27 protein-coding genes and 1 other annotated feature are annotated in these 26166 nt (G+C 43.5%); of the genes, 26 read left to right on the forward strand and 1 reads right to left on the reverse strand.

Annotated features, from left to right (window positions below):
* Positions 1-2 precede the first annotated feature (2 nt).
* The 5 genes from AC1DPK_RS22460 to melA all read left to right on the forward strand — a co-directional run bounded on the left by AC1DPK_RS22460 (position 3) and on the right by melA (position 4965).
* Positions 3-926 carry an ABC transporter permease gene (locus AC1DPK_RS22460; RefSeq protein WP_076270797.1) on the forward strand — a complete coding sequence of 308 codons (924 nt, stop codon included), beginning with the start codon at positions 3-5 and terminating at the stop codon, positions 924-926.
* A gap of 61 nt (positions 927-987) precedes the next feature.
* Positions 988-1662, forward strand: coding sequence for a sulfite oxidase-like oxidoreductase (locus AC1DPK_RS22465; protein ID WP_477511686.1), 675 nt, complete (start codon positions 988-990; stop codon positions 1660-1662).
* 4 nt (positions 1663-1666) lie between these two features.
* Complete coding sequence (locus tag AC1DPK_RS22470) at positions 1667-2389, forward strand: nucleoside phosphorylase (RefSeq protein ID WP_477511687.1); 723 nt, start codon at positions 1667-1669, stop codon at positions 2387-2389.
* A 32-nt stretch (positions 2390-2421) separates the two neighbouring features.
* On the forward strand, positions 2422-3336 hold the full coding sequence (locus AC1DPK_RS22475) for an AraC family transcriptional regulator (RefSeq protein WP_477511688.1): 915 nt from the start codon (positions 2422-2424) through the stop codon (positions 3334-3336).
* 132 nt (positions 3337-3468) lie between these two features.
* On the forward strand, positions 3469-4965 hold the full coding sequence (gene melA / locus AC1DPK_RS22480; RefSeq protein ID WP_477511689.1) for an alpha-galactosidase: 1497 nt from the start codon (positions 3469-3471) through the stop codon (positions 4963-4965).
* Here melA and AC1DPK_RS22485 read toward each other — a convergent pair.
* On the reverse strand, positions 4962-5576 hold the full coding sequence (locus tag AC1DPK_RS22485; protein WP_076270792.1) for a 3'-5' exonuclease: 615 nt from the start codon (positions 5574-5576) through the stop codon (positions 4962-4964). The genes melA and AC1DPK_RS22485 overlap by 4 nt on opposite strands.
* Before the next feature lie 597 nt (positions 5577-6173).
* Between AC1DPK_RS22485 and AC1DPK_RS22490 the strand changes: the two genes are divergently transcribed.
* From AC1DPK_RS22490 to AC1DPK_RS22590, 21 genes are all read left to right on the forward strand, one after another.
* Positions 6174-7430: an MFS transporter gene (locus tag AC1DPK_RS22490; protein ID WP_477511690.1), complete on the forward strand. Its 1257-nt coding sequence runs from the start codon at positions 6174-6176 to the stop codon at positions 7428-7430.
* A 234-nt stretch (positions 7431-7664) separates the two neighbouring features.
* Positions 7665-8471, forward strand: coding sequence for an ABC transporter ATP-binding protein (locus tag AC1DPK_RS22495; protein ID WP_477511691.1), 807 nt, complete (start codon positions 7665-7667; stop codon positions 8469-8471).
* A gap of 9 nt (positions 8472-8480) precedes the next feature.
* Complete coding sequence (locus AC1DPK_RS22500) at positions 8481-10319, forward strand: FtsX-like permease family protein (RefSeq protein WP_477511692.1); 1839 nt, start codon at positions 8481-8483, stop codon at positions 10317-10319.
* A gap of 133 nt (positions 10320-10452) precedes the next feature.
* The gene (locus tag AC1DPK_RS22505) at positions 10453-11037 is read left to right on the forward strand and encodes a GNAT family N-acetyltransferase (RefSeq protein ID WP_441875924.1); all 585 of its coding nucleotides are present in this window, start codon (positions 10453-10455) and stop codon (positions 11035-11037) included.
* A 13-nt stretch (positions 11038-11050) separates the two neighbouring features.
* Positions 11051-11524, forward strand: coding sequence for a GNAT family N-acetyltransferase (locus AC1DPK_RS22510; RefSeq protein WP_477511693.1), 474 nt, complete (start codon positions 11051-11053; stop codon positions 11522-11524).
* Between the two features lie 38 nt (positions 11525-11562).
* The gene (locus AC1DPK_RS22515) at positions 11563-13026 is read left to right on the forward strand and encodes a serine hydrolase domain-containing protein (protein WP_477511694.1); all 1464 of its coding nucleotides are present in this window, start codon (positions 11563-11565) and stop codon (positions 13024-13026) included.
* 160 nt (positions 13027-13186) lie between these two features.
* Positions 13187-13498: a sigma factor gene (locus tag AC1DPK_RS22520; RefSeq protein ID WP_477511695.1), complete on the forward strand. Its 312-nt coding sequence runs from the start codon at positions 13187-13189 to the stop codon at positions 13496-13498.
* Positions 13499-13525: 27 nt separating this feature from the next.
* Entirely contained in the window at positions 13526-13738 is a 213-nt protein-coding gene (locus AC1DPK_RS22525; RefSeq protein ID WP_441875939.1) for a sigma-70 family RNA polymerase sigma factor, read from the forward strand.
* Positions 13731-13859 (forward strand): hypothetical protein, encoded by a 129-nt coding sequence (locus AC1DPK_RS22530; protein WP_477511696.1) that lies wholly within the window; start codon positions 13731-13733, stop codon positions 13857-13859. The genes AC1DPK_RS22525 and AC1DPK_RS22530 overlap by 8 nt, the downstream gene beginning before the upstream one ends.
* A gap of 187 nt (positions 13860-14046) precedes the next feature.
* Positions 14047-14308 (forward strand) — a binding site (T-box leader).
* 42 nt (positions 14309-14350) lie between these two features.
* Positions 14351-15997 (forward strand): methionine--tRNA ligase, encoded by a 1647-nt coding sequence (gene metG, locus AC1DPK_RS22535; RefSeq protein WP_477511707.1) that lies wholly within the window; start codon positions 14351-14353, stop codon positions 15995-15997.
* A 4-nt stretch (positions 15998-16001) separates the two neighbouring features.
* Positions 16002-16466: an NUDIX domain-containing protein gene (locus AC1DPK_RS22540; RefSeq protein WP_477511697.1), complete on the forward strand. Its 465-nt coding sequence runs from the start codon at positions 16002-16004 to the stop codon at positions 16464-16466.
* A gap of 63 nt (positions 16467-16529) precedes the next feature.
* The gene (locus AC1DPK_RS22545; protein ID WP_477511698.1) at positions 16530-16916 is read left to right on the forward strand and encodes a VOC family protein; all 387 of its coding nucleotides are present in this window, start codon (positions 16530-16532) and stop codon (positions 16914-16916) included.
* A gap of 215 nt (positions 16917-17131) precedes the next feature.
* Positions 17132-18049 (forward strand): phosphotransferase family protein, encoded by a 918-nt coding sequence (locus AC1DPK_RS22550; RefSeq protein WP_477511699.1) that lies wholly within the window; start codon positions 17132-17134, stop codon positions 18047-18049.
* Positions 18050-18054: 5 nt separating this feature from the next.
* Positions 18055-18918 carry a MerR family transcriptional regulator gene (locus AC1DPK_RS22555; RefSeq protein WP_477511700.1) on the forward strand — a complete coding sequence of 288 codons (864 nt, stop codon included), beginning with the start codon at positions 18055-18057 and terminating at the stop codon, positions 18916-18918.
* 53 nt (positions 18919-18971) lie between these two features.
* Positions 18972-19886 (forward strand): NAD-dependent epimerase/dehydratase family protein, encoded by a 915-nt coding sequence (locus AC1DPK_RS22560; protein ID WP_477511701.1) that lies wholly within the window; start codon positions 18972-18974, stop codon positions 19884-19886.
* A 41-nt stretch (positions 19887-19927) separates the two neighbouring features.
* Positions 19928-20974 (forward strand): hypothetical protein, encoded by a 1047-nt coding sequence (locus AC1DPK_RS22565; RefSeq protein WP_477511702.1) that lies wholly within the window; start codon positions 19928-19930, stop codon positions 20972-20974.
* 2 nt (positions 20975-20976) lie between these two features.
* Positions 20977-21990 carry a S66 family peptidase gene (locus tag AC1DPK_RS22570; RefSeq protein WP_477511708.1) on the forward strand — a complete coding sequence of 338 codons (1014 nt, stop codon included), beginning with the start codon at positions 20977-20979 and terminating at the stop codon, positions 21988-21990.
* Positions 21991-22205: 215 nt separating this feature from the next.
* On the forward strand, positions 22206-23702 hold the full coding sequence (locus AC1DPK_RS22575) for a glycoside hydrolase family 32 protein (protein WP_477511703.1): 1497 nt from the start codon (positions 22206-22208) through the stop codon (positions 23700-23702).
* Positions 23703-24212: 510 nt separating this feature from the next.
* Complete coding sequence (locus AC1DPK_RS22580) at positions 24213-24578, forward strand: hypothetical protein (protein WP_477511704.1); 366 nt, start codon at positions 24213-24215, stop codon at positions 24576-24578.
* 345 nt (positions 24579-24923) lie between these two features.
* Positions 24924-25361 carry a hypothetical protein gene (locus AC1DPK_RS22585; RefSeq protein WP_477511705.1) on the forward strand — a complete coding sequence of 146 codons (438 nt, stop codon included), beginning with the start codon at positions 24924-24926 and terminating at the stop codon, positions 25359-25361.
* Positions 25362-25451: 90 nt separating this feature from the next.
* Positions 25452-25748, forward strand: a complete 297-nt coding sequence (locus AC1DPK_RS22590) for a hypothetical protein (RefSeq protein WP_477511706.1) — start codon at positions 25452-25454, stop codon at positions 25746-25748.
* The last annotated feature ends 418 nt before the right edge of the window (positions 25749-26166 follow it).

Here is a 26166-nt window from a genome sequence, read left to right on the forward strand (position 1 = left end):
GTATGGATTTTTTATTAGATGTCTCGCTGTATGCCTCGACGCTTCGTATGGTTACACCAATTCTGCTTGCGGCACTCGGCGGCGCAATATGCGCGCGTGTTGGTTTGTTTAATGTAGGCCTTGAAGGCTTAGTATTGATCGGTGCATTTTCTGGGATTGTAGGCAACCACTTCACCGGAAATGTATTCGCAGCCGTATTGTTTGCGGTATTATGCTCACTCCTGTTTTCAGTGTTGTTCGGTTTTATGAGTATTCATCTGAAAGCGAATGTTATCGTTGTTGGTATTGCGCTTAACTTTCTGGCGCTTGGACTGACGACATTCTCACTGCGTGCGATCTTTGATGTGAAAGGCGCATACTACAATAAGGATATGATTGGTCTGCCTAAATGGGATATTCCATTGTTAAAGGATATTCCATGGTTCGGAGAAGTTTTATCCGGGCATTCCCCGCTGGTATACTTGTCCATCATTCTCGTTATTGTGCTGCAGCTGTTTTTGTTCAAAACGGTTACGGGCTTTCGCTTGCTGGCAGCTGGAGAGAATCCAACAGCAGCCAAAAGCTTAGGCATCAAGGTAACCCGCATTCAATATGGAGCAGTGCTGCTCTGCGGCGCTCTGTGCGGGTTAGCAGGCGCGCAGCTGTCGCTCGGCAATGTCACTATGTTTACAGAGGGAATGACTTCCGGTAGAGGTTTCATTGCGCTCGTTGCAACGATGTTAGGCCAATCCAATCCAATCGGTGTTGCGGCATCGAGCTTGCTGTTCGGATTTATGGATGCACTCAGCATCAGGCTGCAGGGCTTCGCGCTGCCAACTCATTTTACGATGATGCTGCCTTATATCGTTACGATTCTCGCTATGTTGTTCTTTAAAGATAAAGGTTATATGCAGGAAGCTCGCAAGTCGAATGAGAGCTCCAGGTAGAGCTGAGATGCTTAATAGCTTGAAATGAATCAGCAAGGAATGGAATTTGGAGGTATACGAGATGCATAAAAAAGCAGAACGTCTCAAAAAAGTGAATAGCATTAAACAGACGGTGCTTGCTCCCGAGATCGCTCATCGGATTCCCCCTGGTCAAACGATGACCGAGCGTTTTCCGATTTTGCATGAGGGAGAGGTTCCTTCCTATGACATCAACACTTGGTCGCTGCGAGTATTCGGCGAGGTAGAGGAGGAGCGTACGTTCAGCTTCGAAGAGCTGCTTGCTATGCCTCAAACCCAAACGAAGTGCGACATTCATTGTGTAACGCGCTGGTCGAAGCTGGACACAGAATGGGAAGGCATTAAGTTCAAGGACTTGCTGCCTTTGCTGGGTGTTAAGCCAGATGCCAAATATGTTATGTTTCATGCAGATGAGGACTATGACACGAATGTGCCGCTTGAGGATTTATTGCACGATAATGTACTGCTTGCGCATCGATTTGACGGTGAGCCGCTGACTGACAAGCATGGCTGGCCGATGCGGATGCTCGTTCCTCATTTGTATTTTTGGAAAAGCGCAAAGTGGATTAGAGGTATTGAGTTTATGAAAGAGGATCGCGAAGGCTTCTGGGAGCGCAACGGCTTCCACAACTATGCCGATCCATTTCAAGAACAACGCTTCACGAGCGAAGAGAATTCGATGCCGGAAGACGAATGGATAACGAAGGAGTTTGATTAATCAGATGCTGCCTATACTACAAGTTAACCCAGAAGATTTGCCGGCTTACGCTATCGTATGTGGTGATCCGCGCCGTGCGGAGACGATTTCACAGAAGCTGGACAATGTAAAAGAGCTTGCATTCGCTCGCGAATATCGGACATTTGTTGGTGAATATCAAGGAGTAAGACTAGCCGTGGTAAGCCACGGCGTAGGTTCGTCAGGTGCCGCGGTATGCTTTGAGGAGCTTATCCGCGGAGGCGTTAAGACACTTATTCGTGTCGGTACAGCGGGATCTTATTCAGCAGATCACCCTGCAGGAAGCCTAATCGTCAGCACAGCGGCAGTTAGAGCGGAAGGGCTCACGCATCAGCTGGTGCCGGCAGGATTCCCAGCTGTTGCAGACAGCGCGGTTACTGAAGCGTTATATGCATCTGCGCTTGAGAGCGAAGGCATTGTTAAAAAAGGCATAACGGTAACGCTTGATGTCTTTTTCTCAGGAGTTGTAGACATTCCGCATCGCCAGTACAAACAAGCAGGCGCACTAGCTGTTGAAATGGAAATTGCAGCTTTGTTCGTTATCGCTACGATGCGCGGTGCACGCGCGGGAGCGATTCTCGCACTGGACGGTTACGCAGATTCTGATTTGGCGGGCGAATATGATCCGCATACAGATGTTGTAGCGAAAGCGATCGAGCGTGAGATTGAAACGGCGCTTCTTGCCGTAGTTAAGCTTGCATCCGCGTAACCATACTTGTCTATAAGTAAGGGGGGCTTCACGTGAGTGGGACGTTGTTCAAGCGAGAATGGCTGAATGGAGATTTTTATCCGCATGTGTTTGCTTATTATTTTAAGCAATGGTCTGATTACGAGATGGCCTTCCACACGCATGATGCAATCGAAATAATGTATGTCATTTCCGGTGCTTGCGGGATAGAGCTGGAAGCAGAGGCAACCAGCCGTGCATGTGAAATGACGCTCAAGAAGGGTGATTTCATTATTCTTGATGCGAATGTGCCGCACCGACTGACCGTTGACGAGCGTGGGCCCTGCCGGATGCTTAATGTTGAATTTGATTTTAGGGAACGCCCCTCGGCGTTTCCCTCTATACGGCAGCTTGCGATGGAGGACGAATTTGTGGACAGATTGATCACAGAGCCGTCCTCTTATTTGTTTTTGCGTGATCCGAATGAAGTGTATCAGGTGCTAAAGAGCCTAGTTCTTGAACTGGACAGCCGAGGCAGGAGCGTCAATATGAAGGCAGAGCTGTTGTTTGCTCAATTGATCTTGGCGATAGCGCGACTTCATAAGGAAGCTGGCGTAAAAGGGGCTAATCCGATTGAAGCTTATGTGAAGCAATCGATTGAATATATGCATCATAACTATGATAGAGATATTCAAGTAAAGGATATTGCTGCAGCTGTAAGCTTACATCCAGGTTATTTGCATCGTGTATTTCGCGCGCAGATAGGCCAAACGTTAACAGGCTATTTAACGGAGGTGCGAATGGAGAAAGCAAAAATGCTGCTCCGAGAGACGGATATTGCAATAGCGGATATTTGTGATTATGTTGGAGTGGGGAGTAGGCAATACTTTCATGCAATGTTCAAAAAATATATGAAGCAGACACCAATTGCTTACCGTCACTCGGTCAATACGCAAACATTGGACTTCCGCTGGCAGCGCAATGAATAATACAAAGTGACGATTTCTGACACTATGAATGGCAGTTGGTCACAATATTGATAACGCTTCCGTTTTATCGTTGCTAAAATGTAGAGGAGATTAAACAAACTCTATTTAGACGATAATCGGAGGCTGATTGGCATGTCTACTTTTAAAATTGCATTTATAGGCGCAGGCTCGATTGGATTCACGCGTGGACTGCTGCGGGATTTGCTCGCTGTACAGGAGTTTCAAAACATTGAAATCGCATTTACAGATATTAATGCACATAACCTGGAGATGGTGACTGCGCTTTGTCAGCGTGATATTCATGAGAACGGCCTGTCGATTTCTATTCAATCTACAACCGATCGGCGCGAAGCTTTGAAGGATGCGAAATACGTCATTTGCACTATTCGTGTCGGTGGTCTTGAGGCTTTCGCAACGGATGTTGATATTCCGCTCAAATACGGCGTTGACCAATGCGTAGGCGATACGCTCTGTGCTGGCGGCATTATGTATGGGCAGCGGGGCATCGCTGAGATGATGAACATATGCCGTGATATCCGCGAGGTTGCTGCAAAGGATGTGCTTCTGCTCAACTACGCGAACCCGATGGCGATGATGACTTGGGCATGCAACAAGTATGGCGGTGTCCGGACGATTGGTTTATGCCATGGCGTGCAAGGCGGACACTGGCAAATAGCCGAAGCTTTTGGACTAAAGCAAGAGGAAGTCGATATTATTTGCGCGGGTATCAACCATCAGACCTGGTACATCCAAATTAATCATAACGGTGAGGATCTAACCGGCAAGCTGCTCGAAGCATTTGAGAAACATCCAGATTTCAGCCGTACGGAAAAGGTACGCATTGATATGCTGCGCCGCTTCGGGTATTACAGTACAGAGTCTAACGGTCACTTGAGCGAGTATGTCCCTTGGTATCGGAAGCGGCCTGAAGAAATTAACGATTGGATCGATTTGAGCTCATGGATTAACGGAGAAACGGGCGGGTATCTTCGTGTATGCACGGAAGGACGAAATTGGTTCGAGACTGATTTTCCAAACTGGATGAAGGACCCTGCAAATGAATTCAAGTCGGAGCTGCGCAGTCATGAGCATGGTTCATACATCATTGAAGGACTCGAAACAGGACGAATCTACCGAGGTCACTTTAATGTGGAAAACAAAGGGGTCATAGCTAACCTGCCTAACGATGCCATCATTGAAGCGCCAGGTTATGTTGATCGCAACGGCATCTCAATGCCAATCGTAGGCGACCTGCCGCTTGGCGCCGCAGCGGTGTGTAATGTAAGCATCTCTGTGCAGCGTCTTGCTGTAGAGGCAGCCATAAATGGCGACATTAACCTGCTCAGACAAGCTTTTATGATGGACCCGCTAGTTGGCGCAGTTTGTAATCCGAAGGAAATTTGGCAGATGGTCGATGAGATGCTTGTGGCGCAGGAGCAGTGGCTGCCACAGTATACAGATTCTATCGCAGCAGCCAAGAAACGCCTGGAGGAAGGGCCTTTACTTCCTACGCGTGATTATAAAGGCGCGGCGCGTCTGAAGGTGAAGACGGTTGAGGAAATGCAGCAGGACCGAGATGCCGCAAATAAAAATGCAGGCGAATCGGATAAGGGCAAGGAGCGGGTTTAACGCGGAGCGTATTTCAGCTCCATTGCTTCAAGCCTAGTCCCTGGCGGCGTCCAAGCAGGCGGTCCAAATTTCTTGAGGTAGCCTAATGTATTGAGGTAGCTCTCTACCGATTGCTCTTCATCCATCTTGCGGAAAATTTCCCAACAAGCGATAACATCATTCAGTGCACGATGACCGCCAATGAGCGGAATGCCATAACGATCGGACATGTCTTTCAGTGTATGCGGATAAACATGCCGCGCGCGGCTAATCGTGAGCGTATCGATGAAGCTGTTCGAAAATGATCTGCCCGCAATGCGAAGCAAGGAATGGTGCAGGAAACCAAGGTCGAAGGCAGCATTATGAGCAATCAAAACGTTATCGCCTATCATTCGGTTCAAAATACGAAATGCGGTGTCCTCGTCCATGCCGTAGGAGGTCATCTCATCCGTGATGCCGGTGAGCTCTGTTATTTTGGCAGACAGCTTGCCATCGTAACGTACGAGAGTACTGAATTCACTCGCTATTTCACCATTCACGCAGCGGATCGCAGCCATCTCAATCACACGATCTTTCTTCGGATCAAGGCCGCTCGTTTCAAAATCGATGACAGTATAAGAATGATTAGTCATAGTTGGTTCACCACTTTTTCTAGTTATAAGTTGCAATCGTATATGAAATAATTCGACAAAAAAGATAAATAACCTTCTATTGTAAACATAAAACGACCCATTACCAGAGCTTAGTAAGCCGGTAATGGGTCGTTTTTGCGTTGATAAATTCGTTTTGCGGACTAGTGGTTATTGCCGGATGCATTGCCTTTTTTGTCGGAAGTTTTTGTCGTTGTATTTTTGGTTGCATGACCTTGCTGCTTCGCCATGATCGGTTCACCCCCTTCTTAATGTAATGGTTGTATTTTGTGATTTGAGGGGTGAGGCTATTCTCGATTAGGTACGATTAGCATGCTTTTGAATCACATGTAAAAATTAACCAAATCAGATCTGTTTAATCGCTATGTCTACTATTTTCAAGTCGGATCGGCAAGTCCTAATCATGCGAACAAAGGATATAAACAATGAATACGGTTACTTGATTGCTCCATATGGAAGAATAACGGCTATTTTGAAGGAGTGAGCGCTTTATTGAGTCGAGGGTATATGATAGCCATGTGATAAACTAAATAGAAAAGAAAGCGCTTTTCAGTTGAGAAGCAACGGGGGATGCTGCAAATGCGGACGGGGTCGAGATTTTGGAGTAAATGGAATGTAATGAAAGGTACGCCGCTTCCGCCAGAGAGCAGACTTAGCAAGGAAGCGATAACGGCTTTAATCATTCATTGCTGCTTTCAGTTTGGCGCATCGATGTCGGGTTTGTTTCTCAATTTATATTTGTGGCGGTTAACGCAGGATTTGACAGTAAACGGTATTTATAACATCATCGTTTTCATCGTAACGCCTCCGGCCTTTGCATTAGGTGGCTGGATTGCGAAGCGGCATGATCGTATGGTCACTTATCGACTGGGTATCGTCATGATTGCCATCTTTTATTTGATGGTCGTCATTGCACAAGAGCATGTGGCTCAGTATTACATATGGTTTGCTATTTTTAATGGGATCGCCGCGGGGCTTTACTGGACTGGTTATTTAGTTATTCAATATGATGTCTCAACGGAAGCGAATCGCATACGTTTTCTTGCAATTAATATGATTTTCTTTAATGCATCCGGGCTCGCAGGGCCGGCGCTTGCGGGGTTCATTATTCAGCGAAGCGAGGGGTTGCAGGGTTACATCATTATTTTCACGCTTGCCTTCATTATGTTCCTTATCGCAGCGATCGTCAGCTTCCGCATTCCGATGATCAAATCACATCACAAAGCCTATTATTTAAAATTCATGGGGCTGGTGATGCATAAGAACCGTCGCTGGCTGAAGGCATTGTACAGCTTTTTTGTATTAGGTCTATTTCAGGGAATTATGCTCTTCCTGCCAAATATTATGCTGTATCAGACGGTTGGGCGTGAGGATTGGGTAGGCTACTTAGGTGTTTTCTTCTCTTCGCTTACGGTAGCGACGGGTTACGTCATTTCAAGAAAAGCACAGAAGGAGCAAGTACGCAAATATGTGCTCCTGTCTACAACTGGGGTAGCCATCGGTTCATCGCTGCTGCTCATTCAAGTGGAATTTTGGTCGGTTGCCTTATTTATGATTTTGTTCTCGATATGCAATCCGCTTGCCGTCAATACGCTTACTTCCTATTATTATCGCTTAATCGGGACATTGCCCCTTAAAGGCCAGCTGCGAATAGAATCCGTTGTCATGCGGGAGCTTTTTCTAAATGCGGGAAGGGTGCTTTCTATTTGCTTGCTCATTATACTTGCTAAAGATCTGCAATCTATATGGATGCCAATTGTGCTGTTTGCCATGGCGGTATTGCAATACATATCGGTATTGCTCATTAAGGAGAAGCAAAACTCGGAGCAAAATTAACGAAAAGCAGGTAGTATTAATTATCTTGAAAGAAGAGCCTCGACCGTGGGATGACATGGTTGGGGCTTTTTGCCGTGAAGTTCAGGAGCTGTCTGTTAAATCGTAAAAAAGTATTAAGATAATCTTTATGAAATCTTAACGGTTACATTAAGCTCGCTTTAGGCGTCTTCCTTATACTAAGTAGAGTGCAGGGTATCGTACAGGTACCAAGGCAGAAGGAGATGTCACTAAGCTATGACAACAAAAAATCCCGTTATTGATATAAGACAAATATCCAAAATATACGGAAGCAATAAGGTGAATCAGGTTTATGCGCTGAACAATATTTCGTTCACGATGCAAGAAGGAGAGTTCATCGGCATTATGGGAGCTTCCGGTTCGGGCAAAACCACACTGCTCAACGTAATCTCGACGCTGGATAATCCAACAGAGGGTACGATTTCAATTGCTGGAACAGATATTACACGAATGAAAGCCCGTGAGCTTTCGGATTTCCGGGCGCAGCGGCTTGGGTTTATTTTTCAAGATTTTAATCTGCTCGACAATCTGACAGTCTATGAGAATATCGCACTTCCCTTGTCCTTGCAGGACGTCCCTGCTGGCGAGATCCGAATCAAAGTGCGTCAAGTCATGGACAATCTTGGTATTACAGCGCTAGCTGAACAATATCCAGCGATGATCTCAGGAGGGCAGCGGCAGCGAACAGCCGCGGCGCGCGCCATCGTTCATGAGCCTGCATTGCTGCTGGGTGACGAGCCGACAGGCTCGCTTGATTTGAAAAATGCGGTTAGTCTGCTCGAGACGATGAAGCGTCTAAACGAGGAACAGCGAATATCGATTCTCATGGTGACTCATGACGCGTTCAGTGCAAGCTATTGCGGAAGAATTTTATTTATACAGGATGGTCAGCTTGTGAAAGAGCTGTACCGCACGGGCAGCCGTGAATCCTTTTATAAGCAAATTTTGGACGTGCTCGGCGATTATGGCTCGGCAGCTGCCGCTGCTGCATCCGATGAAACTTACGAATCGGAAAGGCAGTGAGGTGAGGACATGCTTATAAAACTAGCTTTATCCGGCATGAAGAGCAAATTTAAAGATTATATCGTGCTGCTTGCTGGACTTGTCATGTCGATAGCCATTTTTTATATGTTCCAGACGATGGCGTGGAACCGCGATTTTACGGAGGCAAATGCAGTTATCAACTCAATTGGGCTCGTCTATATATTAGGCTCGGTACTGCTCTCGGCGATCACTTTTTTCTACATTATTTATGCCAACAGCTTTTTGCTGTCGCTGCGCCAGCGGGAATTCGGACTCTATCTCGTTCTGGGGGCACGCAAAAGTAAAATACGTACTTTAATGTTTATTGAAACGATTGCGCTCGGCTTAATTTCACTAGCGGTTGGGCTTGGGCTCGGGTTTGGCTTATCCACACTTGTGGGGCATCTCATGGCTAAGCAGCTTCAGACGAGTCTTATCGGTTACCATGCTGTATTTGGACCAGCCATTTTATTTACTATTATCTTCTTTACTTGTTTATTTGGATTGTCTGCGATATGGAATCAGCTGAAGCTTTCTCGCATGAAGGTATTGCATCTTGTCCATGGCAATATGCAAGCAGATCGGCTGTGGGGAAGCAGCCCGTGGAAAATTGTACTTAGCATCGTCGGAGCAATTGCTCTCGGGCTCGGTTACTTCTCCCTTACATTTATGGAGCAGCTGCGGGAGATTGGATTGTATACCGCCACATTCATGACACCGCTCGGAACGTACCTTCTGTTTATGATGCTGCTTCCGCCACTTGTAGTAAGAATGAAAAAGAGGAATCAAACACGTGGAATCCGCGCCTTCACTTTCGGCCAGCTGAGCTTCCGAATTAACGGCTTAACGAAGCTGCTGGCAACAGTAGCGATGCTGATTGCACTTGGAGCTGGTGCAATTGCCGGAGGTATGGCTTTTGTGAACGATGCGAAAATTAGGGGAGAGAGCTACCGCGTTTATGACGCGATCGTGCATAACCCGAATGCGGAAGAAGCAAAGATACTCGCTTCCATTCCGTTCAAGGAGCAGTTCAAGTATMGTTACAAAATAGAGAACGAAATGGTTTATTATGCGAAAGAGGACCTCGAGAACCAGCGGCCATTTGTTCATTCGGGGCAGGGCCGCGAGTATTGGGATGAGATAGAACAGATCAAAGGCCCTCTTCCAGCAGGCTCTGCGAGTGATGCAGATAATACGGATACAGAAGAGCTGTCCAGTCAGAAGTGGAGAGGTTTCATCTGGGAGATTTCGCCACCCATAAGTGAGTTCAGGCTTGTTGATGCAGGAGAGTTCGCAAAGCTTGAAGCAAAGGAACAGTTCGTTGTGATCGGAAGGACGGGTGATTTCCTCGCTTATCGGATGTCATGGAAGGCACTAGACCAGCTGGAAACAGAGAAATCCAATGGGGAGTATCTATCATGGAGCAAGTACAAGAACTATGAGAATGCAATAGGTATCGCTAGCGGTACAGTCTTTATGGGCTTTTTCCTTGGCATCGCCTTTCTTGCTATGATGGCGAGCTGCTTAATGTTCAAAATATTATCGGGTGCAGCGAAGGATGTTCAGCGATATGAGATGCTCAGCAAGCTTGGGGTAAGGAGAGAGAGGTTATCGCGTTCAATCTATCACGAGCTGTTCCTCGTATTTTTATTTCCTGGTATCGTTGGGCTCACGCATGTTCTAGTTGGTATGAATCTCTTCTCGTTTATGTTAACTGAGCCATATTATCGCTTATGGATTCCCATTGTGTTGTTCGTGGTTATCTATGCTGCTTACTATCTATTAACCGTTCGATTGTACCAGAACATCGTGCTGTCAAAGCGGGACAAGGCTGTACATTCAAGGTAACCAAAAAAAGAGCTCTCAGGATGAATGACCTGAGGGCTCTTTATTTGGATAGTACATTACAAATAATTTCCTTTTTAATATTAATTTTATGTATAATAGCGCTTAATACGATTATTGATTATGGGAGGATCACATGAGAGAAATAGATTATAGTCAATATTTTTGGCAGGATGAGGAGATCAGATTACGAGCAATTCAAGATGCTGACTGGGAAGGGCATTACTTCAACCGCTTTGATACGCCAGCTCGGCGCTTACTAGAGTGCACGGTTGAGCTGCCGCCTACGATTGCCGAGGCCAAAAATTTCGTTGAAACTTATGCTGATTTCTCTACGGATAATAGGCGTATCATGTTTGCGATTGAAAATAGAAACGCTGAAAATGTTGGAGGCGTTAATCTAAATAGTATCGATGAGAAAAACGGCACGTTTAGCATTGGCATACAGATCGATAGAGATCACCGAGGCAAGGGATACGGGACTAGAGCGATGAGAATTCTCTTAAAGTATGCTTTTATGGAAAGACGGCTTAATAAGTTTAATGACTATGTACTGGAAGGCAACGTAGGCTCAACAAACATGATGATCAAGCTGGGCTGCCAGCAAGAGGGTGTGCGACGGAAAGTGATTTACACTAACGGTGAGTATAAAGATCTCATTTTATTTGGTCTAACGAAGGATGAATTTGTAGAACAGCAGAAAAAAGATCGTTCTGTTTAGGAGGTTTAACAATATGAATATTCGATTGTTCGAGCACAACGATAGGCAGGATGTAATAAATATATTATCGGAGCATCCGCTGCAATTCCCAGATTTCGTTATTGAAAGATATCCGCCTCGGTGGGCGGACTTCGCGAAAGCTCCAGCAGGTAAAAGCCAATATTATGTAGCTTATAGCGATGACAATCAAATTATGGGTCATGCAGGATACCTATTTAATAATGAAGTAGGACTTTATGAAATCGTAGGCGTAGTTGTGAAAAAGGATTTTCAACGAGCGGGCGTTGGCAAAGCTTTGCTTTCTACCATCTGCAATAAAGTAAACGAGCTGAAAGAGAAGGAAATTATTCTTTATACTTTAGGGCATCCGGGGAATGAAGACACGATAACGTTTTATCAACGGATCGGTTTTGAGGTCAGCCTATATGAAAAGGACTATTTCAGCAGTGGTTACGATAGAGTGACGTTTATTAAACAATTGAGCTAGTAGATTCGTTGAGTATAAAAGAGTGGGTGATTGCATTCATGACTAACGATGTTGAAGGCTTGATAAGTGTTACGGAAATGGATCGACCAGAAAACCATGGTTTATCATCAAAGTCGTTGCTTGCGTTTTTTACTCAAATCAAGCAATTAAACTTGAAGATGAACAGCTTTATCCTGATGCAAAACGGCAAGGCTACTTCCAAGTTTTATCGTGATCCTTATCGTCCAGGCACGCCGCAGCTGTTATTCTCACTTAGCAAAAGCTTCACATCTATCGCTATGGGCATTGCTTGTGACGAGGGCCTGTTGGATTTAAGAGACAAGGTTATCTCTTTTTTTCCTGATAAGCTGCCTCCTGCGATTTCGGACAACTTGGCTGAAATGACCATTCAYCATCTGCTATCGATGAATGCTGGCCATCATGACAATATTTACGGAAGCGTTGCAGAGCAAACAGACTGGGTTAAAGCCTATTTAGCAATGGAAGTAGAGCATAAGCCAGGAACCTATTACCGTTACAGTACACATTCTACCTATATGTTGTCTGCTATCCTTGAGAGAGTAACAGGTCAAAAGCTAACCGAATATTTAATGCCTCGTTTGTTTATGCCTCTAGGCATTTCATCCGCTTCTTGGGAAAACTGTCCGCTTGGCGTCGTTGCTGGGGGAATGGGACTAAGTATTCCTACTGAAGGGATTGCTAAGTTTGGGCAAATGCTGCTAAACAAAGGGATATATAATGGTCATCGAATCGTTTCAGAAGAATACATTTCACTCGCCACCAGTGTGCAAAGCGATACATCGCGAGACGAAGAGCGCATCGATTTTTCCCAAGGTTATGGGTATCAATTTTTTCTATGTCGTGATGGCTGCTTTATGGGGAATGGCGGGTATGGGCAGTTATGTTTTGTGTCGCCCAAACATCAGGTTGTCATTGCGGCAACATCGAGCTTCTCTTCCATGAAACAGCTTCAAATCATGCTAGATTTAGTGTATGAACATATCCTCCTGCAAATAGACACGGATATCCTCTTTGAAGATGGTGAACAAAAAACAGATTTAGATCAGCATTTCTTGAAAATGGCTAATCCGTTCATACCAGCATTAAGTGAGCCTAGTCCTATTCGCTTAGATGATCTTCGTTTTTCATTCATGGATAATAATCAAGGACTCACTGAGCTTCATTTTGCAGCAAGTGGGAACGAATTTCAGTTTAAGTTATTTTTTGGCGAACAGAGTGTGAAGACGTATCCATTTAACTTCAGCACCATAAACCATCCAATTGATCATTTTGTGAAAGATTTGGAGACACATGATCAGGAAGTGGTTACAAATGCTTGTTGGATAGACAGCAACCAACTATCTCTTACTTTGATCTACAAAGAAACCCCGTATGTGATAACCTATTTCGTTCGCTTTTATGATCATAAAATAGAACTTAAATGTACCCATAACGTTTCATTTGGATTTGAAGCGTACGAATTAACTGGTGTGCAGGTTTAGTATCGTGACAGCATAGTTATGCGCTTTAGCGTACATTCAGAGAGGATGCCAAGCGGCGTCCTTTTTTTATACATACAGGAGTCCAATTTTTTTTAATCTACCGCACGAAACGGGACTTAGCGACCAATATCATATATTACACAATGTGAGGTGAGTTCTTTTGCCTGTAGAAATCAATCGTCGTATTGAGCAAGTATTAGGAGGCAATCTAGAAGCGTTTTCCGATATTTATAACGAGACCATTGATATGGTTTACCGTACCCTATTCTTGCTAACCGAAAACAAAAATGATGTGGATGATCTTATTCAGGACGTTTACGTCGAACTGTACAGGAGCCTTCGGAATTTTGACGGTACGAGACCTTTTCAGCCTTGGCTTTACGGTATCACGATTAGACAACATCAAGCCTACAAACGAAAAAAGTGGAGGCAATTTCGCAATCATGCACATGAGCTTAATAACTACTCATAAACACTCGAAAATGATTTTTCTGACTCTGTGATAGAAAAGCTGTCCAGCCACAGCATATTGGATGATATGGATTGTCTTTCATATAAGCTGAAGCAAGTGGTAGTGCTGCACTATTTAAATGATTTAACACAGGAAGAGGTTGCAGAAATCGTTCGAATTCCAGTCGGAACGGTGAAATCCAGACTACACTACGCATTAAAACAACTAAGGGATAAGAGAAGGAGAGATATCCATGTTTAATAGTGCAGATGAGTTGAAACGCATGTTGATGGAAAAGGCAAATCATATTCATCCGCCAGCGGGATTGAAGCAAAAGGTGCTTGAAGAAATCATGCTCGTTAAAAAAAAAGGTAACGGATGATAACGGAATTAACATCCAATATGAGGTAAGGGCATTCGAGGTTTCGAAAATGTGGGTATGTGCAATCGCGGATAGTTTGATGGAGATACAATAAAGCGAGTTAGGAATAAGGAGATGTGGGCAGTAACATAATCACCTTGACTTGAAATATCATATTGAGTATAATTCCAATAAATTGAATATTCTAACAAAAGCTATGATGAGAAAGAGTACCAAGGCGATGTCTTTTTACAGAGAGCCCCGGTTGCTGAAAAGGGGTAAAGAATAACTTTGGGAATATGGTCTCTGAGCTGCGCATCGAAACCTCATATGGTTGTAGGCTGCGCCGGAACCCGCACCCGTTACTGTGCTAGGGTATACATGCATAAGCATCGTACCTGAAGAGGTTAATGTCGCGAGGCATTAATAAAATTGGGTGGTACCGCGTGAGCACAGCTCTCGTCCCTTTGGGATGAGGGCTTTTTTGTTTGTCAAAAAAAGGAGGAGTTATGATGACAAATGTGTTTATTGGCGGTGCTTGGCCCTATGCGAACGGTTCATTGCATTTGGGAAGATTGGCGAGTGTATTGCCAGGGGATGTGTTGGCACGTTATTACCGCGCAAAAGGAAATAAGGTGTTGTACGTATCTGGAAGTGACTGCCACGGTACGCCTGTTGCGGTGCAAGCGATTCAGGAGGGTGTTTCTCCGGGAGATATTGCAGATCGATTTCATCAGGAATTTGCCGAATGTTTTAAACAGCTTGGGTTTACGTATGATTTGTATACTCGAACAGACCAGCCATTTCATCACCAAGTCGTTCAACAGTTATTTTTGGCACTTTTAGAAAAAGGACATTTATATAAAAAAACAATCCAACAAACGTATTGTGAAACAGATCAACGATTTTTGCCGGATCGATATGTTGAAGGGATTTGCCCTGTTTGCAGTAACCGTGCGAGAGGCGATCAATGTGATTTTTGTTCAACCTTGCTTGACCCAGCCGACCTGACAGACAAGACATGCAAGCTTTGCGGGAATCCTCCAATTGAGCGGCCAACGGAACATTATTATCTTGCACTCTCTTCCTTCCAAGCTGAATTGACTAAGTATGCAAAAAAAACAAAAGGTTGGAAAGAAAATGCAGTACAATTAACGCAAAGATATCTTGCAGAGGGGCTTCAAGATCGAGCGGCGACAAGGGACTTAGATTGGGGCGTGGAGGTTCCGGTTGCAGGGTTCGAGGATAAAAAAATTTACGTCTGGATTGAAGCAGTGAGCGGATATTTATCGGCAAGCAAGCAATGGGCTGCAGAAACAGGCGGCAGCTGGGAGGCTTTCTGGAAGGACGGAAATGAGGAAATAACCGCTTATTATGTACACGGTAAAGACAATATCCCTTTTCATACACTAATATGGCCGGCAGTACTGATTGGTGCCGAGGAATATCATTTGCCTGATCGAATCATCTCTTGTGAATACATGACGCTGGAAGGGAAAAAGTTTTCGACAAGCAATAATTGGGCGGTTTGGGTGCCGGACATTTTGAAGCGCTATGAGCCAGACTCTATTCGTTATTTTCTGATCGCAAACGGTCCAGAGAAACGGGATACTGATTTCTCTTGGCGAGAATTTATTTATAGTCACAATGGAGAATTGCTTGGTGCATTTGGCAATCTAGTCAATCGTACGCTAGCGTTTATAAATAAATCTTTTGAAGGAAACGTTCCTGAAAGCAAGCAGAACGCGGAATGGATGAAAGCCATTGCTTCTTTATATGTTGAGTCAGGTGCATGCATTGAAGAAGGACGACTAAAGGAAGCGATTGAGTTAATTTTTGCTACTATTCGCAGAGCAAACAAATATTTTGATGAACAAAAGCCATGGATTCAGATTAAAGAAAATCGAGAGGCTTGTGCTTTTACTATAAACACTTGCGTGCAAATTATAGCGAATCTGTCTCAATTGTTGAGCCCGTTTATTCCTTTCTCATGCGAGAAAATAAGAAGGTTTCTGACTCTTCCTGAGCCTAGCTGGGAGCTCATTAGTGTAGCTGCTAACCAAAAAATTCAAGGTTTAGAGCTGTTGTTTGAGCGTATTGACGTTGGTTGCATTGAGGAAGAAACAAATGCGCTAAAGATTCAATCCAAAAGGGAGTGAGCCTATGAATAAGAGAATTATCGTCACTGGCGGAGCCATTATTAAAGATGAAGCTGGAAGAATATTATTACAGAGAAGATCAGACTACGGAGATTGGGGTCTGCCTGGCGGCGGAATGGAAGCGGGAGAGAAAATTGAAGAAACAATGATAAGAGAGGTGCTGGAGGAAACGGGGCTGCAAGTAAATGAATATGATTTGTATTCCATTTACACTGGTCCCAATATGCAGTATCGATATCCAGATGGCAATGAAGTTGTATTCGTCATGTTTATCTTCAACGTGGCGGTAGATTTAACAGGTAAATTAGCTGAGGATGGTAAGAATCTACTGCATACGGATAGCAATAATGAGTCGCTGCAGTTGGTTTTTACGAAATTGGAGGATATCGATATTGAATGCATTAGCAGCGTGCAGAAGCAGCTTTTTAGGGATCTATTAAATCATAAAACCGATATTTTGCGAGGGTGATGATTGAATTTTCTTTTTGATACATTAGTTAGGATAAATTATAAATTTTAGGAGCTGTTAAGAGTGGGAAATAATAGTGCAAACTTGGTTCAATTGAAAGGACCATCATTGGTTTTTCTAGTAGCCGATATACACGATTCCATCCATTTTTATGAAAATATCGGATTTACTTCAGAAAATATTGGCGGACATATTCATATGAACTACGGCGATGTGACCTTTATTTTGCACGAAGCTAAATTGAAAAGTGATATTCGGCCCAATTCGTCAGTAGAAGGCGGACTTTATTTTGATGCTTTCTGCTATACGAATCCAGAGGGACTAAGACAATTACATAAGTTGTTTATCTCAAAAGAAGTGAAGATTGTGCAAGGACCGCATTGGTCAGATGGATGGAGTGAGCTTACCATTGTCGACAATAACGGTTATCGTATTGCTTTTGGCGGATAAGCATTATTTTTTAAGTCGATGTGCTCGAACTTAAAAGTCTTGATTTGAATAATGGCATAAAGCATGTCATTAATCGAAGTATGAGATAAAGTTGAAGCGTTGAGAAATAGTTTGGACAGTTTTTGCCTAGAGTTGACTATGAAACGTTTTTTACCTTTGAGCGATCCAGCAGTGAAGCTAAAATAAATGTATAACCTTGTTAAGGAGCTGCTGCAATGCCTAATAAAAACGAGCTTATCTCATCATTATTATTACTGGCCAATGAATGGGGGTTAACGGATATTACGCCTCATGTGCTTAGTGAGGGTGGGAATTTAATTATTCATCTAGCTCCTTATCCCATTGTGGCAAGAATAGCAATTGTCCTCTCTGAAGCAGATGGAGAGAATGCATACAAGATACAGGATCGAGAGCTGCTTGTAGCGCGTTACCTTCATTCCAAGAATGTCCCTGTGCTGCTGCCAACTAGCCTTGTTGATGCGGGTCCTCATAACGTGGCAGATACATGGCTGACGCTGTGGGCTTATGTCCCTCCTGTAGCCTTGCAACCTCCATCGCCGAAGGAAGCAGTTGATCTTATTAACAAACTTTCTAAGGCAATAAAAGACTTTGAAGGTGAGGTTCCTATGCTTGGTGTTTGGGAGCGCACTTGTCAATCAGCACAAAGATTAAGACTTAACCCCGATGAACGAATACAAGCTTTATTGCAGAAATTTCATAAATGGGACGAGAAGATGCGGGAGGAGCTAGACTTGTTAGTACCCAGTCATGGAGATGCCCATGCAGGTAACCTGATACCGAGCCCGGAGGGTTGGTTATGGATGGATTTTGAGGACATATCATTAATGCCCCACTACTGGGATTTGTCCTCCTATGTTGGCAATCTTGTTTTATTTGGTGGAACACAAGAGCCAACTTTCACATGTATGCTGAATCATTCTGATATTGTTTCTGACAAAAAGGCATTTGGTTTTGCAGTTTCTGCACGCATACTGATGTCTACCTTGGGCAATCTGGATTTTGCTCTCGCAGGGCATGGTGATTTGGAGTTTGCAACGAAACAACTTGAATTAGCTGAACCCATTTTGCAGCAGATAGATTTATTAACAGGCGAGACTCTCAAAGGGGAATAGTTTCGATGAGCAACGATCAATTTTACTCTATAGGCCAAGCGGCAAAGATATGTAATATCGCTGTTCAAACACTGCGCTTTTACGACAAGATCGGTTTGGTCATACCTAGCCATACGGATAAATCCACTGGTTATCGGTATTATTCCAATTATGAACTTCTTTATATTAAAATCGTCCAAGACATGAAAACATTGCAATTTTCGCTTGATGAAATAAAAGCAGCTTTAAAAGAGGGAAGCTTAAGCAGTTTAGTAGAGAAGCTTGAATTAAAACGAAGGAACACGATTACTGAAATAGAACAATTAGAGCAGCTTGTACAATTAATAGGAAAGAGATCGGAACAAATCAATTATTTGCTGGATTTAGGCGATGAGCTTAAAAACCTTGATGTGTTAGTGGAATTAAAACATTTGCCGGAGCGGCTTATCCTATCTGATCGCAGCAGATCAGCGTGTGGGATGGAAGCGTCGGTTGTTAAGTTTACACGATTATTCCAGCAGGCGGAAGCAAACGGATTAATTCCGAAGCAATTGATGACGATTTACCATGAAAATATTTTGACATTTGATCGTGAGGATTCCGATTTGGAATTTTGCATTTCTACCGACTCTACTGGTGCTCACGCTCCAAATGAATATAGCCGAATTATCCCTGAAGGCGATTATATTACAGCTCTTTATTGCGGAATTCCGAACGCCGAATCGTGCAAACGAATTTACAGCAAGCTGCTGTCGTGGATGGAGAAGCATAACTACATCGAAGCGGGTCCGTCAATTGAGCTGTATTTGGTTGATATGGCTCAAATGATGAAGCCGGAGGAGTTTATTGTAGAGCTTCAAGTTTCTGTTCGAAAAGCGTTGACCCTATAGTTACTATAGGGTTTATATTGTTTTTATTCGTCAAATGGGGAGGAAAAAACAATATGAATGTGATTTTCGGAACGGGTCCGCTGGGTATGGCCGTCATGAGGGAGCTTGTTGCTCTTGGAGAACCTGTCAAAATGGTTAGTTTGAGCGGGAAAGCGACTGTGCCTTCAGGGGTGAGTGTAAAGCAAGCGAACGTAATGAATGAGGATGAGACAAAGGCCATAATGAAACATGCAAAGGTTGTCTTTCAGTGTGCGCAGCCGCCATATCAGAAGTGGCATGAGTTGTTTTTGCCTTTTCAGGAGCATATCATTTCGGGAGCTATAGCTGCAGGAGCGAAGCTGGTCGTTGCCGAAAATGTATATATGTATGGGCAGGTTAATGGGAGCATGCATGAAGGATTACCGTACACAGCTGTGACTAAGAAGGGGAAAGTACGCGCAGACATGTCTAGTCGACTGCTGCAGCTCTATCAAGAGGGAATGCTGCAGGTGACGATGGGGCGGGGAGCGGATTTTTTTGGACCGAATGTTCACCATTCTTCTGTTGGTTCACGGTTGTTCAAGCCGATAGTGAAAGGCAAAGCTTGCACGGTAATGGGAAACCCGGATAAGAAGCATACGTATACGTTTATCGATGATTTTGGTAAAGCGCTCGTTGTGTTAAGTCAACATGAAGATGCATATGGCCGCGCGTGGCATGTTCCAAACGATGCTACGGTTACAACAAGAGAATTTGTTGAAACAGCTTATCGACTTGCTGGATTCCCTGCAAACATTCAAACCATGGGGAAAGCGATGCTTCGAATAGGGGGATTGTTTATACCGGCAGCTCGAGAAAGCATCGAAATGCTGTACCAGTTCGAAAATGATTTTATTATTGATAGCAGTCTATTTTCAGAGAGGTTTGGCTTCACGGCTACACCCTTAGAGGAAGCTATAGCAAAAACATTGGGATCGACTGTAGTGTAGAGGTTATGCAGGTGTGACCATGAAGAGATGGAGGTAGACTTATGGATGAAAATAATCAATGGAGTGCTAACACACTGGTGAAAATTGATCATTACAAGTTTAGTGGACTGGACAATTCTTTAATCGGTGCCATTAAATCTACGGCTGACTTTTATCAAATGCCTCTATCGGCAGCATGGATTTATGGCATGACCGGGCTTGCTTTCTTACATGTTATTGATGAAAGACTAGTTGAACCTAACGGGGGACCGCCTGAGCCGGAGGTTTTTCGGCTTGTTCGCAATATTGGATTAGAGGTTAGTGGGTTGCATGCTTATGCGGAAGGAGAAGACTTTAAACGTCTGCAAGCGGAAGCGTGGGAGAAAGCAAAGTGCGCCTTACGTGCCAATCATCCCGTTTTTTCTAAAAATATTGATATTCAAAACCAGACATCTGTCGTGTACGCCCATGATGATCACGGTTATTATACATATAATTGGCATACAGGGTATGAGCACAGCGAAGATGCAATACCTTGGAGTTTCTTAGGTCTAAGCCGCTGTCCTTGTATAAACTGTGTAAAGAATGGAGAGAAATCCGAACAAAAAAACAAGGCATGCGGCCTCATTTCTTTGCATTCGGTTGTTCCTATTCAAGCAGTAGACGAACGAACCGCTTTTATAGAAGCGCTTGATTATGTTATTCGTTTAAATGAGGATGGCGATTATCGGTGGCAGGATAAAACGTATCTCGTTGGTGCAAAAGCTTACGAACGGTGGCTTGACGCACTCGAGAGGGAAACGATGGATAAATATTATTTCAGTTTATTTATCGAAATTTTGTGCGAAGCTAGGAGTCATGCCGTGCTGTTTCTAATGGAGTTAAGTGGAAAATTATCCGGCGTGGGAGGACAAAGCTTTAACGAGTTAATCCATACGTATAGACAAGTTGTCTCTCGATCTAATAAGCTGAAAGAGATGTATCCGTATCAAGAGCCGCGAGAGAGCGAAGTGAATCAAAAAGAGCAATGTATAACCATCGTTAAAGAGCTAATGACAGTAGAGAATGACGCTTTTTCTATGTTAAAAGACATTTATGCTGGGGGATAATGATGATCAAATATCCGAGGTTTGAAGAAGGAGCAACGATAGGCGTAACGGCACCATCGCATGGGGTTTCTGCTTCTATGCATGATTCGTTTAAGCTGGCTTGCAGTCGTATGGAGACGAAAGGATATTCAATCATTTGCGGGGAGACAGTTTGGACGCAAAATAAAGCCAAATCATCGCCTGCCAAAAAACGTGCGGACGAGTTTAATGAAATGATGAGCAGCGATCACATTGATATCGTCATTCCTCCATGGGGAGGTGAGCTGTTGATTGAGATGCTTGAATATATTGATTTCAACCGCTTAAATGATAAATGGATAATGGGCTATTCAGATATAAGCGTGCTGCTGTTTGCTACTACGTTAAAGACAGGCATAGCGACTGCACATGGTGCTAATTTATTTGATCTAAGAGGCGAATATTCGGATGAGACGACAGCCATGTGGCAACCGGTTTTATCAACTAAGGCGGGAGAAGTTATCATTCAATACTCGTCTAACAACTATCAAAAAGAATGGCAGCACGATAATCCAACCCCTTATGTATTTCATTTGAACGAGCCTACATACTGGAAATCGACCTCCAACCAACAAGTGAAGACCGAGGGGCGTATACTTGGAGGCTGTATTGATGTGATCAGACATTTAGTCGGCACACCTTATGGTGATGTATCCGCTTTTCGAGAGCAGTTTATTGATGGTGAGCCTATTTTGTGGTACCTCGAAAACTGTGAGTTATCGACCGTAGATTTACGAAGATCACTGGTTCAAATGAAGCTGGCAGGCTGGTTTGAGCAAAGCCCATGCATTTTGTTCGGACGGAGTCCAGCAAATCAATCCGTAGATGGTTATACCGTTGAAGATGTGTATCAAGAGTTCGCAGAAGAGCTTCAAATTCCGATCATTTATGATGTGGATTGCGGGCATGTCCCTCCACAAATCACGCTCATAAACGGTGCTTATGCCGAAGTGGAAGTTGATGAGGGTAAAGGTATAGTCAAGCAGTATTTTAAATAGTGGCAAAGGTCAAAAGAATACTATTTGAAATATAGTGCTGATCCTAGAATTAAGAGAACGTAACAGTAGTACTTACAGTAGTGGGGAGTCCGTCTTTCGAAAGCAATGACCTGGAGCTATTTGCGATCGGGAGGACGGATTGGTTTAAAAAAGTAAGCGTTTACACATAATCGATTGGCATGATGAAAATTCACAAGCAAGGATGGGTGATCAGGTTGGAAAATACGACAAGCAAACAAGACCTTCATCAACATTATATTGCAAATGCGAATAAAGCGCTTCAAGAAAATGTAAAAAAGATTGATACAACATATCGGCTTCATTATCATATGATGCCGCCAGCAGGCTGGATGAATGACCCGAATGGCATGATTTATTTTGAAGGACATTATCATCTGTTTTATCAGCATGATCCCTATCAATCGAAGCAAGGTCCGATGCACTGGGGACATGCTAGAAGCAAGGATTTAGTTCACTGGGAGAATCTGCCTGTTGCGATAGCACCCTCCGAGGATTATGACAAAGCGGAGTTTGGCGGACAGGGCTGTTGGTCAGGAAGCGCAGTAGATAACAACGGCGTTTTAACGTTAATTTATACGGGACATGTTGATGGCAAAACACCGGAAGAGGTTCAAGCTTTAGCAACAAGCACCGACGGTGTGACGTTCCACAAGTATGCTGCTAATCCGGTGATCGGTGATTCACCTGACGCGCAGCGGTTCGGATTCCGTGATCCGAAGGTGTGGAAGCATGAAGATAAATGGCATATGGTCGTTGGTTACGGCAAAGACGGACTTGGCAAAGGGTTAATTTATACGTCGAGCGATCTGCTGAGCTGGGAATATCAAGGTGCTGCGACGCAGAGTGATGGTACGATTGGTGATATGTGGGAATGTCCAGATCTATTCCCGCTTGGACAAGGCAATCAGCATACGCTGCTCATCTCCCCGATGAATATTGCACCTATCAAAAACCTGTATTTGTCAGGGACGTTCGATTACGCAAGCTGCCGCTTTGAGAAGCAGCAGATGGGACAAATCGATTATGGCTTTGACTTTTATGCGCCGCAAACGCTGCTTGATGACCAAGGCAGAAGAATTATGATCGCATGGATGAACATTTGGGGAGCGACGATGCCAGAGCAAGCGCATGGCTGGCTTGGCGGAATGACGCTGCCGCGCGAATTGACGTTAGCACCTGATGGTACGGTACGAAGCAATCCAGTGCCGGAGCTTTCCGTGCTGCGTGGACAACAGGTTTCGGTGTCTGATCTAGCTCTATCAAGCAACGAATTTGTCAAAATAGACGGCGTCCGTGGAGACTCTCTTGAAATGGATATTGTATTTGATCTGGCTGGAACGGAAGCAACAACAGTAGGTATTCGTGTACGCAGCTCCGAGGATGGGACTGCCTATACAGAAATTAGCTATTCCATAAGCGAACAAAAGATTTATATGGATCGCAATCTTGGCGGTGAAGGCGATGGTGGAGTTAGCGAGGCGCCGCTTCAGTTGTCTACAGACGGGAGTTTGCAGCTAAGACTGTTTCTAGATCGCTCCTCTATTGAATTGTTTGCAGGTGAGGGCAGAGTCGCCATGACCAATCGGGTTTATCCGAGACCTGAAGATACAGGTATCAGCTTCTTTGCTCGCGGCGGAGACGCGCTTCTTCAGACCGTAAATGCTTGGCAGCTGCGCTCGATTTGGTCATGAATGTTGATAATGTTGATACCGTAATTGTCTGAGGATTGTATGTTGTTGCGCGTGACGAGTTGTTGATGGATTTTACAACTCGCTTAAATGATTTGGTAGATAAGTTGCGGGCAATTGGTTCGTGATTTTGTCTGCAATCTTCCAAAGGGCTGTTCCAAGCGTAGATTTATCTACGCCTGGGACAGCCCTACTTTATTTTGATGGAATTTAGGCAAAACGATGAGCTCCCCTTATCCAATACACGGCTTAYGAACCTAGAAACTCTTATCTAAACCAATCAGAATGGATTAACATTGTAACGAACTCTAGAATCGTTATTTCGAGAAAAGCAGCTAAAGACACCTTAAAAATCATGCTTTAGCGTTAATTGTCCACAGAAAATAAAGTATTAGACTGAGAAAATAAAGCTTTAGACTTGGGGTGCTTCATTACGCTAACTGGCAGTTATCCGCAACATTAAATATATTCATAACGTCCCTATACTAACAGTTAATAATATAAGAAGGTTAGGTGGATAGAATTAAGAAGATATTTCAAGTTTTTATTTTTAGTTTGATGATTGCTCTGCTTGTCTCCTGCTCTACATCCCAAGCTTTACCCAATGCTACGGCTATCTCTTTGAAACAATCCTTAAGTTTGGATAACTTCAATAAGTTTCAGACTTTATTCAGTGAAGGAAAGTGGTCAACTGCTACGAAGGAATTATTTGAGAAACTTAAGGAGATCGATTCAGCAGGCGCAAATTTCAAAAGCTATACTGTCATCACACTAGATAATGGTGAGATGTTACTTGTTAATTTAACCCCAGATGAGGAACAAGCTATCCAGAGCATAACTATTATTCCTAAAGAGTATAAAGTTCTTTTTACCGAATAGATGTTGATTACGCTAACGGGAAACTATAGCGTAACAAACAACAGGACGAACCTGCCGATATTGAACGTCAGCCTCGTTGAGCAAACGGGCAGGATGTTTCCATAATATTTCACTAATTTATAACGTATTGCCGACATTTAATTGTCACAGGAGGGTGTTAGACGAAATGACAGAATATAAACTATTTCTTTTGGACTTGGATGAATTTAGAAAATCAATTGAGGAAGCAAAGAAAAAGTACAACTTTTAAAAATAAACATTGATGAACGAACTGAAAATGATGCAGCTGGCGAATACATACCTTTTCAGAATGGGAACGGTCAGGTTATCATCTTTACTAAAGGCGTGTTTAAACTATGGGGGGAATACTATAGCGACTCAGAGACTATTTCTCCAAGTAAGGTTGCAACATTTGTATTAATGCACGAGATTGGACATTTTGAGGATGAAAATAGTATTAAATTTAAAGCCCGTCTTAAAGAGTTAAAAGAAAGCGAGAAATTAAGTGGATATTATAAATTAAAATTGCATAGCGAGCTTATAGCAGACACAAATGCACAAGATAATGAGCTGAGGGAACTTTTTAAACTAAGTGAAACGGACATGGAGGAATACAAACTTTATCACGCACAGAACATGAAAACTATCTCTCGACGTATTCTAGGTAGCGATGAGTTTAAAGGGAAAAAGGAAATTCCCGAAATAGTAGCAATTGATAAGGCTGCAAATACCTCAAAGCCACTTGAGGCATTGCTTGGTGATTACGACAGTAAATTTGTCTAGTTGTGACTCATTCATTAAACACAAACTCGACCGGATTCTTGTTAAGCTAACGGGAGACAATAGTTCAACTTTTCTGCAAGGGAGGTATATATGGGAACCAATCGTTCAGTCAATGCCCTTGTTCAATGGGACAAAGACCCAAGCAAATATCCATGTAACATCAGGTTGCCGGATTTAATCGTGCATTACGGAAGCATTGAGGGGAAAAGATTAACCGGTGAAGCATGGACCGTGCCTGTAAGAATTACAGGTTATATTGAAGGCACATATGATACATATGCGGATGTACGATTTTTAGTGGATGAAGCACCTTGGCATTTACTTGTTAGCGGATACGAGTTTAAATTATGGGCTGGCAGAGAGATTGCTACTGTTAAAGTTCTATAGTTTGCAATATGAAGTTAAGTTATAGTAAGAACGATAGCACCATGACATGACGGCAACCGGCCACACGATCGGTTGCCTTTGTTCGTTGAAGTAACGGGCAGAATAGTTCCATTAAGTGGTATTCTAAGATAAGGGATTTGAACAGGGGGGCAATGTTGAGGGAAATAAAGCATCCAGTTAAGAGTCCATCAAGGATTGGAGCCATTATAGGCATGATTGCTATTATATCGAGTCAATCTATTCTTGTATTGAAAATATGGGATCAGAGAGGTATATTCTACGCTTCGTTAACGGTGATTCTTCTATGTTTAGTTGTACTGTTACTCGCATTGTACAGAACATTTTTTAAGAAACCAACCGTGTTATGCCTATCCAATGAGCAAATCATATTAAATGGGAATATAATTAATTCAAGGGA

Source organism: Paenibacillus sp. 01T424, from assembly GCF_056398745.1.

What these genes read in the sequence shown, in the direction of transcription:
- AC1DPK_RS22460 (WP_076270797.1), top strand. Translation starts at nt 3, where the DNA reads ATGGATTTTTTATTAGATGTCTCGCTGTATGCCTCGACGCTTCGTATG.
- AC1DPK_RS22465 (WP_477511686.1), top strand. Translation starts at nt 988, where the DNA reads ATGCATAAAAAAGCAGAACGTCTCAAAAAAGTGAATAGCATTAAACAG.
- AC1DPK_RS22470 (WP_477511687.1), top strand. Translation starts at nt 1,667, where the DNA reads ATGCTGCCTATACTACAAGTTAACCCAGAAGATTTGCCGGCTTACGCT.
- melA (WP_477511689.1), top strand. Translation starts at nt 3,469, where the DNA reads ATGTCTACTTTTAAAATTGCATTTATAGGCGCAGGCTCGATTGGATTC.
- AC1DPK_RS22485 (WP_076270792.1), bottom strand. Translation starts at nt 5,576, where the DNA reads ATGACTAATCATTCTTATACTGTCATCGATTTTGAAACGAGCGGCCTT.
- AC1DPK_RS22490 (WP_477511690.1), top strand. Translation starts at nt 6,174, where the DNA reads ATGCGGACGGGGTCGAGATTTTGGAGTAAATGGAATGTAATGAAAGGT.
- AC1DPK_RS22495 (WP_477511691.1), top strand. Translation starts at nt 7,665, where the DNA reads ATGACAACAAAAAATCCCGTTATTGATATAAGACAAATATCCAAAATA.
- AC1DPK_RS22505 (WP_441875924.1), top strand. Translation starts at nt 10,453, where the DNA reads ATGAGAGAAATAGATTATAGTCAATATTTTTGGCAGGATGAGGAGATC.
- AC1DPK_RS22510 (WP_477511693.1), top strand. Translation starts at nt 11,051, where the DNA reads ATGAATATTCGATTGTTCGAGCACAACGATAGGCAGGATGTAATAAAT.
- AC1DPK_RS22530 (WP_477511696.1), top strand. Translation starts at nt 13,731, where the DNA reads ATGTTTAATAGTGCAGATGAGTTGAAACGCATGTTGATGGAAAAGGCA.
- metG (WP_477511707.1), top strand. Translation starts at nt 14,351, where the DNA reads ATGACAAATGTGTTTATTGGCGGTGCTTGGCCCTATGCGAACGGTTCA.
- AC1DPK_RS22540 (WP_477511697.1), top strand. Translation starts at nt 16,002, where the DNA reads ATGAATAAGAGAATTATCGTCACTGGCGGAGCCATTATTAAAGATGAA.
- AC1DPK_RS22550 (WP_477511699.1), top strand. Translation starts at nt 17,132, where the DNA reads ATGCCTAATAAAAACGAGCTTATCTCATCATTATTATTACTGGCCAAT.
- AC1DPK_RS22555 (WP_477511700.1), top strand. Translation starts at nt 18,055, where the DNA reads ATGAGCAACGATCAATTTTACTCTATAGGCCAAGCGGCAAAGATATGT.
- AC1DPK_RS22560 (WP_477511701.1), top strand. Translation starts at nt 18,972, where the DNA reads ATGAATGTGATTTTCGGAACGGGTCCGCTGGGTATGGCCGTCATGAGG.
- AC1DPK_RS22565 (WP_477511702.1), top strand. Translation starts at nt 19,928, where the DNA reads ATGGATGAAAATAATCAATGGAGTGCTAACACACTGGTGAAAATTGAT.
- AC1DPK_RS22570 (WP_477511708.1), top strand. Translation starts at nt 20,977, where the DNA reads ATGATCAAATATCCGAGGTTTGAAGAAGGAGCAACGATAGGCGTAACG.
- AC1DPK_RS22590 (WP_477511706.1), top strand. Translation starts at nt 25,452, where the DNA reads ATGGGAACCAATCGTTCAGTCAATGCCCTTGTTCAATGGGACAAAGAC.